This window comes from Neobacillus niacini, assembly GCF_031456445.1.
Lineage (GTDB): Bacteria > Bacillota > Bacilli > Bacillales > Cytobacillaceae > Neobacillus > Neobacillus niacini_I.
The window spans coordinates 78563-94563 of sequence record NZ_JAVDUQ010000003.1 but is presented as its reverse complement, the minus strand read 5'-3'; the positions used below and the strand labels follow the sequence as shown (position 1 = coordinate 94563).

General features: G+C 38.0%; 21 protein-coding genes and 1 pseudogene. 19 read left to right on the top strand and 3 right to left on the bottom strand.

Going from position 1 to position 16001, the window contains the following annotated elements:
- Nucleotides 1–59: 59 nt before the first annotated feature.
- The 10 genes from J2Y67_RS05155 (at nt 60) to J2Y67_RS05110 (ending at nt 8319) form a co-directional block, all read left to right on the top strand.
- A complete protein-coding gene (locus tag J2Y67_RS05155) occupies nt 60–1232 on the top strand; it encodes a D-alanyl-D-alanine carboxypeptidase family protein (RefSeq protein ID WP_310171422.1) in 1173 nt (390 codons plus the stop codon).
- A gap of 128 nt (nt 1233–1360) precedes the next feature.
- Nucleotides 1361–1711, top strand: a complete 351-nt coding sequence (gene spoIIAA / locus J2Y67_RS05150; RefSeq protein ID WP_071355424.1) for an anti-sigma F factor antagonist — start codon at nt 1361–1363, stop codon at nt 1709–1711.
- 2 nt (nt 1712–1713) lie between these two features.
- Nucleotides 1714–2154 (top strand): anti-sigma F factor, encoded by a 441-nt coding sequence (spoIIAB, locus tag J2Y67_RS05145; protein ID WP_310171725.1) that lies wholly within the window; start codon nt 1714–1716, stop codon nt 2152–2154.
- 12 nt (nt 2155–2166) lie between these two features.
- A complete protein-coding gene (gene sigF, locus J2Y67_RS05140) occupies nt 2167–2925 on the top strand; it encodes an RNA polymerase sporulation sigma factor SigF (RefSeq protein WP_310171418.1) in 759 nt (252 codons plus the stop codon).
- Nucleotides 2926–3036: 111 nt separating this feature from the next.
- Nucleotides 3037–3657: a stage V sporulation protein AA gene (locus tag J2Y67_RS05135; RefSeq protein WP_310171416.1), complete on the top strand. Its 621-nt coding sequence runs from the start codon at nt 3037–3039 to the stop codon at nt 3655–3657.
- On the top strand, nt 3647–4069 hold the full coding sequence (locus J2Y67_RS05130) for a stage V sporulation protein AB (RefSeq protein ID WP_310171413.1): 423 nt from the start codon (nt 3647–3649) through the stop codon (nt 4067–4069). Before J2Y67_RS05135 ends, J2Y67_RS05130 begins: the two co-directional genes overlap by 11 nt.
- A gap of 31 nt (nt 4070–4100) precedes the next feature.
- Nucleotides 4101–4712 carry a stage V sporulation protein SpoVABEA gene (gene spoVAEA / locus J2Y67_RS05125; RefSeq protein WP_310171723.1) on the top strand — a complete coding sequence of 204 codons (612 nt, stop codon included), beginning with the start codon at nt 4101–4103 and terminating at the stop codon, nt 4710–4712.
- Nucleotides 4663–6141 (top strand): spore germination protein, encoded by a 1479-nt coding sequence (locus tag J2Y67_RS05120; protein WP_310171412.1) that lies wholly within the window; start codon nt 4663–4665, stop codon nt 6139–6141. Before spoVAEA ends, J2Y67_RS05120 begins: the two co-directional genes overlap by 50 nt.
- Nucleotides 6142–6296: 155 nt before the next feature.
- The gene (gene lysA, locus J2Y67_RS05115; RefSeq protein WP_310171411.1) at nt 6297–7601 is read left to right on the top strand and encodes a diaminopimelate decarboxylase; all 1305 of its coding nucleotides are present in this window, start codon (nt 6297–6299) and stop codon (nt 7599–7601) included.
- A gap of 367 nt (nt 7602–7968) precedes the next feature.
- A complete protein-coding gene (locus tag J2Y67_RS05110) occupies nt 7969–8319 on the top strand; it encodes a GNAT family N-acetyltransferase (RefSeq protein WP_310171410.1) in 351 nt (116 codons plus the stop codon).
- Nucleotides 8320–8348: 29 nt separating this feature from the next.
- Here the strand turns inward: J2Y67_RS05110 and J2Y67_RS05105 are convergent, their stop codons facing one another.
- Nucleotides 8349–8870 carry a DUF309 domain-containing protein gene (locus J2Y67_RS05105; RefSeq protein ID WP_310171408.1) on the bottom strand — a complete coding sequence of 174 codons (522 nt, stop codon included), beginning with the start codon at nt 8868–8870 and terminating at the stop codon, nt 8349–8351.
- Nucleotides 8871–8995: 125 nt separating this feature from the next.
- Nucleotides 8996–9082 carry a YjcZ family sporulation protein gene (locus tag J2Y67_RS05100; RefSeq protein ID WP_035423899.1) on the bottom strand — a complete coding sequence of 29 codons (87 nt, stop codon included), beginning with the start codon at nt 9080–9082 and terminating at the stop codon, nt 8996–8998.
- 203 nt (nt 9083–9285) lie between these two features.
- On the opposite strand from J2Y67_RS05100, the gene J2Y67_RS05095 reads away from it, so the two are divergent.
- The 4 genes from J2Y67_RS05095 (at nt 9286) to J2Y67_RS05080 (ending at nt 11649) form a co-directional block, all read left to right on the top strand.
- Entirely contained in the window at nt 9286–10056 is a 771-nt protein-coding gene (locus tag J2Y67_RS05095) for a segregation/condensation protein A (protein WP_310171719.1), read from the top strand.
- On the top strand, nt 10043–10630 hold the full coding sequence (scpB, locus tag J2Y67_RS05090; RefSeq protein ID WP_310171406.1) for an SMC-Scp complex subunit ScpB: 588 nt from the start codon (nt 10043–10045) through the stop codon (nt 10628–10630). The genes J2Y67_RS05095 and scpB overlap by 14 nt, the downstream gene beginning before the upstream one ends.
- A gap of 90 nt (nt 10631–10720) precedes the next feature.
- Nucleotides 10721–11128, top strand: coding sequence for a hypothetical protein (locus J2Y67_RS05085; RefSeq protein WP_310171404.1), 408 nt, complete (start codon nt 10721–10723; stop codon nt 11126–11128).
- A gap of 32 nt (nt 11129–11160) precedes the next feature.
- On the top strand, nt 11161–11649 hold the full coding sequence (locus J2Y67_RS05080) for a YpuI family protein (protein WP_310171402.1): 489 nt from the start codon (nt 11161–11163) through the stop codon (nt 11647–11649).
- A 91-nt stretch (nt 11650–11740) separates the two neighbouring features.
- Here J2Y67_RS05080 and J2Y67_RS05075 read toward each other — a convergent pair whose 3' ends face one another.
- Nucleotides 11741–11908: a hypothetical protein gene (locus J2Y67_RS05075; protein ID WP_310171400.1), complete on the bottom strand. Its 168-nt coding sequence runs from the start codon at nt 11906–11908 to the stop codon at nt 11741–11743.
- A gap of 76 nt (nt 11909–11984) precedes the next feature.
- Between J2Y67_RS05075 and J2Y67_RS05070 the strand changes: the two are divergent.
- From J2Y67_RS05070 to J2Y67_RS05050, 5 genes and pseudogenes are all read left to right on the top strand, one after another.
- Nucleotides 11985–12155 (top strand): annotated as a pseudogene (locus J2Y67_RS05070) (IS5/IS1182 family transposase); the annotation flags it as partial.
- Between the two features lie 493 nt (nt 12156–12648).
- Entirely contained in the window at nt 12649–13539 is an 891-nt protein-coding gene (locus J2Y67_RS05065) for a superoxide dismutase (RefSeq protein WP_310171398.1), read from the top strand.
- Between the two features lie 119 nt (nt 13540–13658).
- Nucleotides 13659–14801 carry a D-alanyl-D-alanine carboxypeptidase family protein gene (locus J2Y67_RS05060; RefSeq protein WP_310171396.1) on the top strand — a complete coding sequence of 381 codons (1143 nt, stop codon included), beginning with the start codon at nt 13659–13661 and terminating at the stop codon, nt 14799–14801.
- A complete protein-coding gene (locus J2Y67_RS05055) occupies nt 14794–15381 on the top strand; it encodes a nucleoside recognition domain-containing protein (protein WP_310171394.1) in 588 nt (195 codons plus the stop codon). Before J2Y67_RS05060 ends, J2Y67_RS05055 begins: the two co-directional genes overlap by 8 nt.
- A gap of 7 nt (nt 15382–15388) precedes the next feature.
- On the top strand, nt 15389–15925 hold the full coding sequence (locus J2Y67_RS05050) for a spore maturation protein (RefSeq protein WP_310171717.1): 537 nt from the start codon (nt 15389–15391) through the stop codon (nt 15923–15925).
- The last annotated feature ends 76 nt before the right edge of the window (nt 15926–16001 follow it).

Below are 16001 nucleotides of genomic sequence, written 5' to 3'. Positions count from 1 at the left end.
GTATAAAGTTGTTTGAATTGGAAAAAATGGTATCTATATAAAGAATGGAGGGTTATGCGATGAAACGAATCGTCACTTTAATGATGATATCTTTTTTGGTTACAAGTTTATGGATTCCTTCCGCTTTTGCAGCTGAAGAAAAGAATAGTACCGAGCTTGTAAATAATGTCAGATCAGCTGTGTTAATTGAACGAGATACGGGAACAGTCCTTTTTGAAAAAAATAGTCAAGAGGAACTTCCACCTGCAAGTATGACCAAAATCATGACGATGCTTTTAATTATGGAAGCAATTGATCAAGGAAAATTGAGCTGGAATGAAAAAATTCGGACGAGTGAATATGCTGCCTCAATGGGCGGTTCACAAATTTTTCTTGAGCCCGGCGAAGAAATGACCACAAAGGAAATGCTGAAAGGAATTGCAATTGGTTCCGGAAATGATGCTTCTGTAGCAATGGCCGAAAGAATCGCAGGCTCTGAAGAGGCATTTGTCGACATGATGAATAAAAAAGCTAAAGAGTTAGGATTAAGGCATACTTTCTTTAAAAATACCACTGGGCTTCCAGTAAGCGGCCATTATAGTTCAGCACAAGATATGGCGATTATGGCAAAAGAACTATTAAAATATGAGGACATCACGAAGTTCACGGGAATGTACGAGGCTTACCTTCGCGAAAATACGGACAAAAAATTTTGGCTCGTTAACACGAACAAACTTGTCCGTTTTTATCCAGGTGTGGATGGCTTAAAAACTGGATTTACCGGTGAAGCAAAGTATTGTTTAACAGCGACAGCTCAAAAGGATGGTATGCGTGTCATTGCCGTTGTTTTTGGTGCTCCAACATCAAAGGAAAGAAATGCTCAGGTTACAAAAATGCTAAATTATGCTTTCAATCAATATCAAACCCATCCTATGTATAAGCGGAATCAAGTGATAAGCAAAGCACATGTTAGTAAAGGAAAGGAAAAAACAGTGGAGGCTGTTACAAGTGAACCACTTTCTTTATTGACGAAAAAGGGTGAAAAAACGAAAGGTGTAAAACAAAAAGTCATTTTAAAGAAAGGTTTGGATGCTCCTATAAATAAAGGAGATAAAATTGGAACCATTAAACTGATTAAGGATGGAAAAGTAGTTTTGGAAAGCCCATTGGTTGCAAAAACAGATGTTAAAGAAGCAGGCTGGTGGACCCTTTATAAACGTGCATTTGGAATGTTTACAAAATCCGGTAAATAAGCACATGTCGAAAATAAAAAGTTATCCACTAGTTTTGGCGAATCGCGACTAGTTTTGTCCCGATAGGAGGAAATGAATACCCCTCTATCGAATTGACTCACTATACCAGATTAAGGAGGTCAGGGATAGTGAGTCTTAACATTGAATTGGAAATAAAACATGATGTTTTATGTATTCGATTGAGCGGTGAATTAGATCACCACACAGCAGACGAACTCCGTGAGCAGGCTGCAAATGCAATTGAAAAAAATGATATTCGTCATATTGTTTTAAATTTGGAACATTTGACCTTTATGGATAGCTCGGGGCTTGGGGTTATTTTAGGAAGATACAAACAAATTAAGCAGGTGCACGGGGAAATGGTTGTTTGTGCAATCTCCCCTGCAATACAAAGGTTATTTGATATGTCGGGTTTATTTAAGATTATTAAAATGGAGCCGACTGAAAGCTTTGCATTGCAAAGATTGGGGGTTGCATAATGATGAAGAATGAAATGAATCTTCAATTTAGTGCGTTAAGTCAAAACGAATCGTTTGCCCGTGTAACCGTTGCTGCTTTCATTGCGCAGCTTGATCCGACAATGGATGAACTGACTGAAATTAAAACAGTTGTATCAGAAGCGGTAACGAATGCAATTATTCATGGTTACGAAAATGATTCGACAGGAATTGTTTTTATTGACGTTAGCATTGAGGATAACGTAATTGATATGACTATTCGAGACGAAGGAATTGGAATTGTAGATGTGGAGGAAGCTCGTCAGCCATTATTTACAACAAAACCGGACTTGGAAAGATCCGGTATGGGATTCACCATCATGGAAAATTTCATGGATGAGGTCGAGGTTCTCACGCAGCCAGGTAAAGGAACCGAAGTAAGATTACGAAAGCATTTACAATCTCGCAAAATGCTGTGCAATTAAGGAGACTTGCCGATGGATGTGGAGGTCAAAAACGATAAAAGCAAACCGTATTTAAAGGATCATGAAGTAAAAGAGCTAATTAAAAAGAGCCAAGATGGGGACCAGGAATCTAGGGAGTTAATTGTTGAAAAAAATATGCGTCTTGTCTGGTCTGTTGTCCAACGTTTCTTAAATCGGGGCTATGACCCGGATGATCTTTTCCAAATCGGTTGTATTGGTTTATTGAAGTCAGTTGATAAATTCGACCTTTCTTATGATGTAAAGTTTTCCACCTATGCTGTTCCGATGATTATTGGCGAGATTCAACGATTTATCCGAGATGATGGAACGGTTAAAGTGAGCCGATCATTAAAAGAAATGGGCAACCGAATTCGAAAGGCAAAAGACGAATTATCCAAGACGCTCGGCAGGATACCGACAGTGAATGAAATATCGGAATACCTTGATTTATCACCAGAAGACGTCATTCTTGCCCAGGAAGCCAGCAGAACGCCATCTTCTATTCATGAAACAGTCTATGAAAATGATGGTGATCCCATCACCCTCCTTGATCAAATTGATGACGGCAATGATGGAAAATGGTTTGATAAAATCGCCTTAAAAGAAGCGATTCGTGAATTGGATGAGCGTGAAAGACTAATTGTCTATTTAAGATATTATAAGGATCAAACTCAATCTGAAGTTGCACTAAGGCTGGGAATCTCTCAGGTTCAGGTCTCAAGGCTCGAGAAAAAAATATTGATGCAAATGAAAGACCGAATGGATCTATGATTCATACGGTCTTTTTTTTATCCTTTCAATTCCATTTTTTGGGTTTCATTAAAAACTCAATATTATCCATACTATTTATACGAGGATATCAATGTGTGGGAAGTGAATGTTTTGGAAAAAACAATCTACATCCGCATGCGGAATCGTGTGAAGACTAATCCGGAAGATGTGATTATGTTGAAGGATGTGGCACAAATAATTGCTCCGGAAAACGACATAATCAAATTAGAAAATACGGTAATTTATCGAATATCCGAGAAGGATCGAAATATTGTCGTCCTTGATGTAATGAAAGTGATTAATCAAATAACTGGAAATTTTCCAGAAATGGAGATCCAGACAGTTGGTCCTGCACAAACAATTATCGAAGTGATAACAAAGAAAAAAGGAGTTTCTGTTCCTTTTTTTCTGTTAATTTGGTTTTTATTATTTTTTGGTTCAGCCATGGCGATTATGAATTTTCATGATGATGTCAGCATGAGAAGTGTTCAGGAAAAAATTTATACGATTATTACCGGGAGAAAGGAATCAAAGCCATGGTTATTTCAAATTCCTTATTCCATTGGTTTAGGTTTAGGAATGATTTTATTTTTTAATCATGTGTTTAAAAAGCGAATCAATGAAGAGCCCAGTCCACTAGAGGTCGAAATGTTTAATTATCAAATGGATTTAGATAATTACTTGGTCATTCATGAAAATAAAGAAAGTACGAAGAAAATTGATGACAATTAAAATTTTAGCAGTGCTCTTTTTTGGTTTGGCAAGTGGATTGGCTGTTGGTTCTGGCTTTGTAGCATTTTTAACTGTACTCGGGATTATTCCAAGACTGACACAATTATCAAAAACACAAAAAATGATACAACAATATGAATGGGCAGTTGTATTCGGAGCACTTGCGGGATTAGTAGTAAGCCTAAGAGATCCGATATTAGGGATTTCAGCATATTTTTTGATTCCTCTTGGTTTAACGGGAGGAGTCTATGTGGGGATGCTTGCAGGTGCATTAACAGAAGTATTAAACGTGCTTCCAATTCTTGCAAAAAGAATCCGGTTGGATGAAGAGATTATCTATTTAATAATGGCTATTGTATTAGGGAAAGTCGCAGGCTCCCTATTTCAATGGGTTTATTTTATTCATCATTAACATGAATTCAGCCATGAAAGGACATCACATCATGACCATTCGGAGACGCGTAATATTAATTACTGATGGAGATGATTATGCGAGAAGAGCTGTAGAGCATGTTGCCAAGGAAGTGGGCGGACGCTGTATTTCAATGTCTCATGGGAATCCGTCCAAATTAACAGGCTCTGAGCTTATCCATTTAATAAAAAAAGCTCCATATGATCCGGTGTTGGTGATGTTTGATGATAGTGGCATTGTGGGTGAGGGTGCGGGTGAGAATGCCCTGAAATTTGTTGCATTACATAAGGATATTGAAGTACTGGGGATTATCGCGGTTGCTGCAAAGTCAAGACATGAAGAATGGTCAAGGATTGATGTAAGTATTGATCGTGATGGTGAAATAACTCCCTATGGGGTAGATAAATTTGGTATACCTGAACTGGAAATTGGCAGAATAAATGGAGATACCGTTTACTGCCTTGACGAATTGGATGTCCCGCTAATAGTTGGAATCGGCGATATCGGTAAAATGGCAAGAAGAGACGATTACAGGATCGGCTCACCGATAACGAAAAAAGCGGTGGAACTTATTCTCGAAAGGAGTGGTTTTAATGACAAGCCAGGAAGAGCAACAATGGCCAATCCCGGAATCAGTGAGTGAAGTTGAACATTACATGAAACAAAGGGTTGGTTTAGGAGTTAGCTTCGATTTAAATATTCGAAAATTAAAGATTTTAAAGAAGGATGTACATATCTATGCTGTCAGCGGTTTAGTTGATACTCGATATGCGATTGAATTGGTCGAAGAATTAGTTGAAATTAATGACCATGAAAAATTATCTACAGATCTTTTTAAGATTATTGAAAACCGACTAGTTAACCAATCTGTACAACCAATCACATTACTAACCGAAATGGTCGATTATATCCTTTCTGGATTAATTGTTGTAGTAATCGATGGTGAAAGTACCGCATTTGTAGTCGATGTAAGGAGCTACCCTGGGCGCTCGCCCCAAGAGCCCGATACAGAAAAAGTTGTCAGAGGTGCACGGGATGGCTTTGTCGAAAATATTATTCTTAATACTGCTTTAATTAGAAGGAGAATAAGGGACGAACGTCTTCGATATGAAATGATAAAGGTTGGGAAACGTTCAAAAACAGATGTTTCTTTATGCTATTTAGAAGATGTGGCAGACTCTGATTTATTAAATATTCTTAGAAAAGAATTAAAGTCGATTGACGTAGATGGAATCCCAATGGCTGATAAAACGATTGAAGAGTTTATCTTAAAGCAGGGGTGGAACCCTTTTCCACTTGTACGGTATACAGAGAGGGCTGATGTGGCTGCTGCACATGTATTAGAAGGTCATGTAATTATTCTTGTGGATACATCACCAAGTGTAATTATCACTCCAACTACTTTTTTTCATCATGTCCAGCATGCTGAAGAGTTTCGCGAATCTCCTGCTATGGGTACCTTTTTAAGGTGGACCAGGTTCTTAGGTGTCCTGACATCTATTTTCTTACTACCTTTGTGGCTGCTTTTCGTACTGGAGCCATCTTTATTGCCTGAAAAGCTTTCGTTTATTGGTCCCAATGATCAAACCAATATTCCAGTAATTATTCAAATATTTTTAGCGGATTTTGGGATTGAATTTTTAAAGATTGCTGCCATTCATACTCCGACACCGCTATCAACAGCAATGGGCTTAATTGCAGCTGTGTTAATTGGACAAATTGCAATTAGTGTCGGTCTGTTTGTACCGGAAGTTATTCTTTATGTAGCGGTCTCAGGGATAGGCACGTTTACCACACCTAGTTATGAATTAAGCGTTGCGAATAAAATAGGCAGGCTTACGCTACTTTTGCTGGTTGCTTTTTTTCATACACCCGGGTTTGTTATTGGCGCAACATTGCTGTTTCTTTTCCTTGTTAAAATGCGTGCGTTTAATACACCATATTTTTGGCCATTCCTGCCGTTTGAACCTAAAGGCTTTTTACAGATTATTTTACGCAGAGCCATTCCAGGTTCTTTACTTAGACCAAGTATTGTTCACCCGCGAAATAGGTATCGTCAGCCGCCGGAGTGAAGGAAGGCATAAATTAAAAAAATTGCAGATTTTCCGCTGTTATGCTAAAGTAATTTTAATTTAAAATTGTAAAGATAGGCAGTATCTTTTGCAGATTCTGTCTATTTATTTATTGATGCCATTTGAATTTGAGTCATTGCGGGGAGAGGGAAATAATGCATTTTTATAGTTCAACAGGAATAAATAGTAAGGGAAATTTAGAAATAGGCGGTCTCGATGCAATTGATTTGGCAAGAGAGTATGGTACCCCTCTATATGTTTATGATGTTGCATTAATCAGAGAAAGAGCAAGAGGATTTAAACAGGCCTTTGAGGAGCAAAAAGTTCAAGCCCAGGTTGCTTATGCCAGCAAGGCTTTTTCAACGATTGCCATGCTCCAGCTTGCAGAGGAAGAAGGTTTATCACTTGATGTTGTCTCAGGTGGTGAATTGTATACTGCTTTAGCTGCAGGTTTTCCTGTTGAACGAATTCATTTTCACGGAAACAACAAAAGCAGAGAAGAATTGGAAATGGCTCTGGAAAAAGGAGTCGGCTGTGTGGTTGTCGATAATTTCTATGAGTTGGATCTTTTGAAATCAATTTGTATGGAGAAAAATACGACGGTCAAAATTTTATTAAGGGTTACACCCGGAATTGAAGCCCACACGCATGATTATATCTTAACAGGGCAGGAAGATTCCAAATTCGGGTTTGACCTGCAAAATGGGCAGGCAGAAGAGGCATTAGCTATAGCACTGCAATTTAAAAACTTGGATGTTTTAGGAATCCATTGCCATATTGGCTCGCAAATTTTCGAGACAACAGGATTTTTATTGGCAGCTGAAAAACTAATTGAAAAATTAAATGAGTGGAAAAACAAATTATCGTTCGAAGCAAAGGTTCTAAACTTAGGTGGAGGCTTTGGAATTCGTTATACCAAGGAAGATGAACCATTACTTCCCTATCAATATGTCAGTGAAATTATTAAAGAAGTAAAAAGGTTAGCAAGCAACTATTCGTTAGGGATGCCGGAAATTTGGATTGAACCGGGTCGATCACTTGTTGGAGATGCCGGTATTACACTATACAAGATCGGATCATATAAAGAGGTCCCTGGAGTTAGAAAATATTTGGCTGTTGATGGTGGAATGAGTGATAATATTAGGCCTGCACTCTATCAAGCTAAGTATGAAGCGGTCCTGGCAAATAAACCGCTGGAGAAAGCGGATGAAATTGTTTCAATTGCTGGAAAATGCTGTGAGTCCGGTGATATGCTCATCTGGGATTTGCCACTTCCTAAACAGGGAGAGGATGACATACTTGCCGTTTTTTGTACAGGTGCTTACGGCTATTCGATGTCAAATAACTACAATCGTCTGCCCAGACCGGCAGTTGTATTTGTTGAAAACGGTAAATCTACGCTTGTTGTTAAAAGGGAAAGCTATGAAGATTTAATCAGACTGGATTTGCCGCTCAAATGAAGTAAGCTGCCCATATTCGGGCGGCTTATTCCCATTCAAAAGAGAAATAGATTATTTTTGTCAGATAGTGTAGAATATAGGAAGCATCTTCAATCATTTTGGAGGAAGTCTTGAATGAAAAAAAGTAATTGGCTTTTGTTTGGTCTCTTAATTGCCCTATCCATCATCTGGGGAATTATTTATTGGGTTTTTATTGGTCCTAAGCATCCCTAATTTTTGGGATTGATGAATAAGCATTTATTTTGTATGATTGACAAGAGCGCAACTAGGGCGGTTAAGACATATAATACATAAATTGTAATCAGTAAATCTTTCGTAGAGGTAGAACCATTTTTGCGGGGTTTATTTAATATAATGAGGGATCAATATGTTAATTCGGTATAAAAAAGCTTTCGAAAAAATTGCTATGGGTTTATTGTCCTTTATGCCAAATGAAAAGGATTTAAAAAAACTCCAGCAAACAATGAAGGAATATGAGACAGAAGAATTTATGCAGTTGTTTTTGTGGAAGGAAGAAGATATCATTGGTCTTCTTGGTGTCCTTAATCTTGATGCATCAAATGAATTAGAGATTCTGCATATCTCAGTGAACCCTTCTCATCGTCATCAAGGGGTCGGTAAAAAAATGGTTAAGGCACTCAAGGAAATGTACCCTGATAAAACCATTACTTCCAATGAACAAACTCAAGCTTTTGTTGAGAAATGCGATATATGTTAAAATCATCACCAAAAGGCAACGATTACAATTTATCGTTGCCTTTTTTTAATAGAGAAAGCACGTTCCCTTTCCTCAAGTACTCCTGTTCGGTCACGTAATTTATGCCGGTGAACTAATGAAGCATTTGTTAGATCACTATGCTTCCCCCAGTCGAATCCCGTTCGTTTACATGAATGTTTGCATTCTTCCAGCAAACTGGAATTACAAATAGGAAGTACCATGCTGGAATAGGGCAATCTTTTTTCAATCTCTGACAAACGTCCATTCAAATCCTCAATCAATTTTGTATATTCTAAGCCTAATTGTGTAATTACTTCTGATTGACTTTTGAAAATGGCGATGGCTTTTTCCAAAGTCCTTTTTGCTCCCATAATATTGGTCCGCCGATGATGATAATTTGCAACTGCTAATTGAATAAATCCAACCCAAATGGATTCTTTATTCCCTGGGTCTATTCTTTTCCAATATTCTTCAAGAATTTCATGGCATTCAAAATAATCCCGGTCACCATGAAAATGGACCATATATTCCACAAATTCTGTTGGGTACAACCCTCATCCCCCTTCCCCTTTTTCGTATATATAGTTTATCATAATTAAGATTATCCTTGCCTTAAGAAGAGATAAAATAAAAAAGCCCGCCATGAAGGCAGGCTTGGTGCTTCCGCTTTGTTAAATTACCAAACCCAAGAAGCACCAACAATAATTAACAGAATGAATAAAACTACGATTAACGCAAAACCGGCACCAAAACCGTCAGCCATATTCAATACCTCCTAAATGTTTATTTGATTTGTTCAATGTCATCATATGTAGAGAATTTGTCCAGTGTTTGGGCAAACATCACGTTTTGTCTATTATCGTTTCAAGAAGGGGGATTTTTCTATTGGATAACGAAACTGATTCCTCTATACTAATAATAGTCGAAAAAAGTGCGACGAATTTTTTAGGAATACTGGTGAAAACAATGCCATACAAGGTTAAAATTGATGCGTTTGAAGGGCCTTTGGATTTATTACTCCATTTAATTAATCGGCTCGAAATCGATATATATGATATCCCTGTTGCTCAAATAACTGAGCAATATTTAATCTATATTCATACAATGAAGGAACTGAAACTTGATATTGCCAGTGAATTTTTAGTAATGGCTGCTACATTATTAGCAATCAAGAGTAAAATGCTCTTACCAAAAAATGAAGAGACGATTGAAGATATGGATAACGAAGTTCCTTATGATGAGGATCCAAGGGATGAGCTTGTGGAACGATTGATTGAATATCGAAAATTTAAAGAAGCTGCCAATGATTTAAAATCAATGGAAGAAGAACGCAGCCTCATGTATACGAAGCCGCCTAGTGATCTATCGGATTTTGCAAAAGAAAAACAGCCGGAAAAAGCAGAGCTTAATGTTTCGCTTTATGACATGCTGGCAGCATTTCAAAAACTGCTAAGAAGAAAAAAACTTCAAAGGCCAATGTCCACAAAAATTGCGCGACAAGAAATTTCGATTGAAAAGAGAATGTCCGAAATCATGGATGAGTTAAAACATTTAAAAGGACGCAAAAATTTTAATGACCTTTTTTCTTATCCGGAGAAAGAGCATGTGGTTGTCACTTTTTTGGCCATCTTAGAGCTGATTAAAAGAAAAGAAATTGATGTAGAACAACAAGAAAACTTTGGTGATATTTTTGTTGAAGCAATACAGGAAGGAAGAGAAGTGGTTGGAAATCATTAATTGGAGTAGTATTTTAGAAAGTCTTTTGTTTGCAGCGGGTGATGAAGGGCTGACATTAAAACAAATTGCCGAGGTTTTAGAGGTAGACGAGCTAAAGGCAAGTGAAATTATTGAAGAGTTGATACGAGAATATGAGCGTAACAAGCAAAGAGGAGTTACGATTGTGCAGCTTGCCGGTACGTTTCAGCTTGCAACGAAGAAAGAAAATGCCGTATATTTAAAAAAACTAGTCGATTCTCCCAATACATCCACACTATCACAGGCAGCATTAGAAACACTTGCGATTATTGCCTATAAACAACCGATAACCCGTGCTGAAATTGAGGAAATCCGCGGGGTAAAAACAGAGAGACCGCTTCATACACTTGTATCAAAGGTACTTATTAAAGAGGTTGGCCGTGCAGAAGGTACAGGTAGGGCCATTTTATATGGTACAACAAAGGAATTTCTTGACTATTTTGGTTTAAAGAGTCTTAAGGAATTACCACAGCTACCTGAAAAAGCAGAAGAGGAATATGTCCAAGAGGAAGTGGATTTATTTTTTGAGAAGTTTCAAGAAACACTTGAATCATAGAATTATTCAGGAACATAAAGGAATATTTATGTTAAAATAGAAATAGCTTTCAAATTTCATTAATTCTTATTGTTTAGGAGTGGGATTAAGGTGCTAATTAATCAATGCGGCGGGTATGAATTAGAAAAGGAAAAATCAAATACCTCTGAAGATTTCTTTAACAGAAGTGAAGTAACTTTTGTGGATGATGGAGAGGAAAAAACCCTACACGTTCTCTATGTAAGGTATTTTGATGAATCTTTTAATGAATTCACTCCCTATGAGCAGGATCCAATTTTTGATGAAGTAGAATTCAAGGATATTGTTGCCCTTGTTTGCTTAATTAAAAATCCAGGCCTGCGCCATCGTAAACGGGTATATATTAATTCAAAGCATGAGTTTGCAGCCTATTTCCAGGATATTGATTTTAATAAGCTGCCTGAAATTTTTCAATCCCTTAAACAAAACAAAAGTTATGAGTTAAAATCACCGCTTGCTTTTATTATGCAGCCAAAATAATATTTGATTGGAACAAATTCGGGGGTGTAAATGTGGGTAATACTTTAGTAGAATCACAACTTAATGATGTTAAGGGGTTTTTAAAAGGGACCATTCAGACAATTGAAGGTTTCTTAGATGAAACAACCATTTCACAATTAAATCCTGAAACCGAGGAAAATCACAACTACTTAAAATTAATTGTTTCAAGTTTACGGAAACTTCTGGTTTACAGTGAGGAAAGCATCGAGACATGCGCACTAATTCTCCAAAGTGAGCCATTTCAAAAGGCTGCTGCGGAAAAAACGCTTTACCGTATTTATCATCAATGCATCGAAGAATTCTTTTCTCCTAAAAACGATGCATGGTATGAGGATAGCAGATCTGCTTATACAGGTAAAAATTCAATTAAGTATTATCAACCCGTACCGGAAACCATTCAAAATCTAATTAAAGGTTTAGAAGGTGATTTTCAACGGATTAGAGAAGAATTGGAGTTTTACGAAACAGATTATCGTACAAAAATGGCCCAGTCAAAATAAAAAGAAAAGGTTATTCCTTTATTTAGGAATAACCTTTTCTTTTTATTCTCCTTCTTTAACAATTAACCGCGTTAATTTGCTAAAATAAATATTAATATATGCTTTTCAACAGGTCCGTTGATTTCCGCTCCAGGCGCTTCGCTTTCCGCGGGCGTGCCGGGGAGCCTCCTCGTCGCTTCGCTCCTGCGGGGTCTCCCCTGCCCCGTACTCCCGCAGGAGTCTTCGCGCCTTCCGCTCCAATCAACTCTGCGGTATTCAATAAAGACTTTCCTCTAAACTAATAAAATAAAAATAAGTGATGAAATTAATGTTTAAGCCAAAGTGAATATGAATTTGTGTCTATTGATGTACTAGATCCGAAAGATCACCTTCTGCGTTTGATTGACAAATATATAGATTTTTCATTTCTTTAGAAAAAGTTTGTCCTTTTTATAGCGAGGATAACGGGCGACCGTCCAATCCCCTCATTCTTTAAAATGATGTTCATTGGATATCTTTTTGGTATAGAAATTAAAGAAATTTGGGTTAGTAAAACAGCCCCTGAATGCGTAAGAGAACAGGCTCTTCTTACTGCAGCATGCAAAATATGAAAAAGATTACAACACACTTATCAAGGATGGAAAATGTGTGTTGCAATACTTAATTGATTTGCATCCCTGTTGATTGGAGCGGAGGGCACTCGACTCCTGCGGGATATAGAGGTCACTGGAGACCCCGCAGGCGCCAAAGTGCCGAGGAGGCTTCAGGACCTCCCCGCGGAAAGCGAGTGCCCGTAGCGGAAATCAACAGGCCCGTTAGCAGGAATAAACAATAAAAATTTGGTAGTTTATGTTTGGACAAAAATTGCCGAGAAAAAATCCCCTTTCTCGACAATCTGAGGTTATTCCTTATATTAAGGAATAGCCTTTTCTTTTTTGCATGAATAAAAGTTTCGGAACATACCATTTAGGTAGACTTTGGTTCGAACCATAAAATAGGCTTTTTGAAATGAGGGAGACCATGAGTAAATTCCGAAAATATGTAAATGAACTTTTTGAATGGAATGTGCAAATGAGAGATTTTTTAGAAATGGAAAAGGTGGAGGCGGATTCGGATTTATGGAAGAATCTTGACGACTTTAGCGACTTAATTGAAAACACGAATCGAGAGTTATCGGATGCGGAACTTCTTTCCTTGCAGTCAAAGGCTGAGTCCATTCATGAACAAATGGAAAATTATTTTCAAAGAAAGCAAGAAGTGGGGAATATCTGGTTATTAGAGAAATCACTTGCTGCAGGTGGCCACACACTTCCGGAATTGTCCTACCCCTATAATGCCCTTGAACCATACATTTCTGAAGAGATTATGAGACTTCACCATGGTCAGCATCATCAATCATATGTGAATGGCTTAAATAACGCTGAACTGAACCTTAAAAAAGCACGGGAAAGCAATGATTATTCTCTTATAAAGCATTGGTCACGAGAACTAGCCTTCCATGGGTCAGGACATTATCTTCATACGATTTTTTGGAAGAATATGAGTCCAAATGGAGGTGGCGTACCACAGGGGCCTCTAAAGGACGAGATTGAGAGCTATTTTGGAAGTTTTTCAAGTTTCAAGAGGCATTTCACCGAGGCAGCGAAACAGGTTGAAGGAGCAGGATGGGCTTTGCTTGTATGGTCACCGATGGCAAGACATTTAGAGATACTGCAAACAGAGCGCCATATGCTGTTAACACAATGGAATACAGTTCCGCTGCTTGTTCTAGATGTATGGGAGCATGCCTATTATCTACAGTATAAAAATAAACGTGCTGAGTATGTGGAAAATTGGTGGAACATCATCAACTGGCATGACGTAGGAATGCGCTTTGAAAAGGCAGCAGACATTAAATGGAATGCTATTTAAAAAACGAAGGCAATCGCATAATCAGGCGATTGCTTCGTTTTTTTCCTCAATCATGCATAACAAGCCTTGTCCTGCATAAAATTGTAAAAGAAATTAAAGAAGGGGACGAGGTAAAACTAATGAGAATGATATGGAAGCTAGTTATTTTTTCCCTCGTGGTCACACTATTCATTGCTAACATTCCTCAAAAGGTGGATGCTTCCGTTTCCGTAGGTGCTGCCAGTGCGGTTTTAATGGAACAAAAAACGGGTCGAGTCCTTTATGAAAAGGATGCACACACAAAGAGAAGGATTGCCAGTATAACCAAGATTATGACCGCCATTCTAGCGATTGAATCAGGAAAAATGAATAAATATGTGAAGGTAAGTGATCAAGCTGTCAGGACAGAAGGTTCCTCTGTTTATCTAAAGCCGGGTGAAAAAATAAAACTAAAAGATTTAATCTATGGTTTAATGCTCAGGTCCGGAAATGATACTGCAGTAGCGATTGCAGAGTATGTCGGAGGGAGCGTGGAAGGTTTTTCATTATTAATGAATGAAAAAGCCAGGGAAATCGGCATGTATGATTCCCATTTTTCGAACCCTCATGGGCTTGATAATTCGCCTGACCATTATTCATCTGCCTATGATATGGCTTTGCTTATGCGTTACGCAATGAACAACAAACAATTTAGAGAAATTTCCGGTACGAAGGTCCATCGTTCTCCAAACCCAACAGAAGATTGGGACCGCGTATGGAAAAATAAAAATCGATTGTTAACAAAATACAAATATTGTACGGGAGGAAAGACTGGGTATACGAAGCTCGCGAAAAGAACGCTCGTTACAACAGCAACAAAAGGGGACATGAGTCTTGTTGCCGTAACATTGAATGACTCGGATGATTGGAACGATCATATTGCCATGTATGAAAGTGGATTTAAAGGATTTGATATGGCAGAGGTTATCTCTAAGGGCAAGCTTGATATCTCTACTAATAAAATCTACAAGAATCATTTGTTTATAAAAAATTCAGTAGTCTATCCTGCCACAAGCGAAGAAATGGATTCATTTAGTATTAAATATAAATTGAACAAGCCATCTAAAAAATGGGGGGATTCGAAGAAAACTAGAAAGGTCGGTAAAGCGATGGTTTTTTTGGACGGAAGGGTCGTGAAACAAGTACCAATTTATTATAAAGGCATCAAGGTTAATAACGATGGATTATTCGAATTTGTAAAAGAAATCTTTCTCTCGATTATTGGTGTGAAAACAAATGGTTAACTATATATGGGTTGGAATGACCATCATTGGTATTGTGTTTGCGTTGATTAATGGGAAAATGGAGGATGTAAATAAGGCGATTTTTTCAGGCGCGCAAGATGCCGTAACACTATGTATTGGTCTAATCAGCATCCTCGTGTTTTGGCTTGGAATGATGCGGATTGCTCAAGAAGCGGGACTTCTTGAGAAACTCTCCAAATTATTCACGCCACTGGTAAAACGTTTGTTTCCCGAGGTGCCCGTTAATCACCCAGCGATGGGGTATATATTGTCCAATATGATTTCCAATATGTTTGGACTGGGAAATGCGGCCACTCCCCTTGGTATTAAAGCAATGGAGGAGCTTAAGAAATTAAATGGAGGCAAGAATTCTGCCAGCAGGTCTATGGTTACCTTTTTAGCAATTAATACAGCAAGTATAACGATTATACCCACCACCGTTATTGCCATCAGAATGACCTACAACTCAGCATCCCCTACGGAAATAGTTGTTCCAACATTAATTGCCACTATCTTATCAGCATTTGGTGCAATCCTGATTGACCGTTATTTTTATTATCGAAGAAGCCGAAAAGGATGAAAAGGACATGGAGCTGATCTCAGGTATCTCTCTTGGTTTTATTCCTATTTTAATAGGTTTTATTTTACTGTACGCAACGTTCAAACAAGTTCCTACCTATGAAAGCTTTGTAGAAGGGGGAAAGGAAGGAATTAAAATTGCAGTTTCAATTATTCCTTTCCTCGTTGGGATGCTTGTTGCCATAACGGTATTCCGGGCATCAGGAGCATTGGATGCTTTAATGAAATGGATTCGCCCCGCAATGGAGGCAATCGGAATCCCTGCTGAGATTGTTCCTTTATTGTTTATCAGACCTATTTCAGGAACAGCCGCATTAGGAATGACAAGTGATTTGATCAAAGTGTACGGTCCTGACTCCTTTATTGGCAGGCTGGCATCCGTCCTGCAAGGAAGTACGGATACTACTTTTTACGTTTTAACAGTCTATTTCGGTGCAGTTGGAATCAAAAAAATGGGTGATGCCTTAAAGGTCGGCCTTTTAGCGGATGTCGTCGGCATTGTTGTTGCCATCATCGTAGTTGCTTTTGTGTTTGGGGCAAAATAGGGGAAAAATAAAAATAAAGAAAGCAAGTTCCTGCGAGAGGAACTTGCTTTCTTTATTTTAGTATATCATTAGCTTT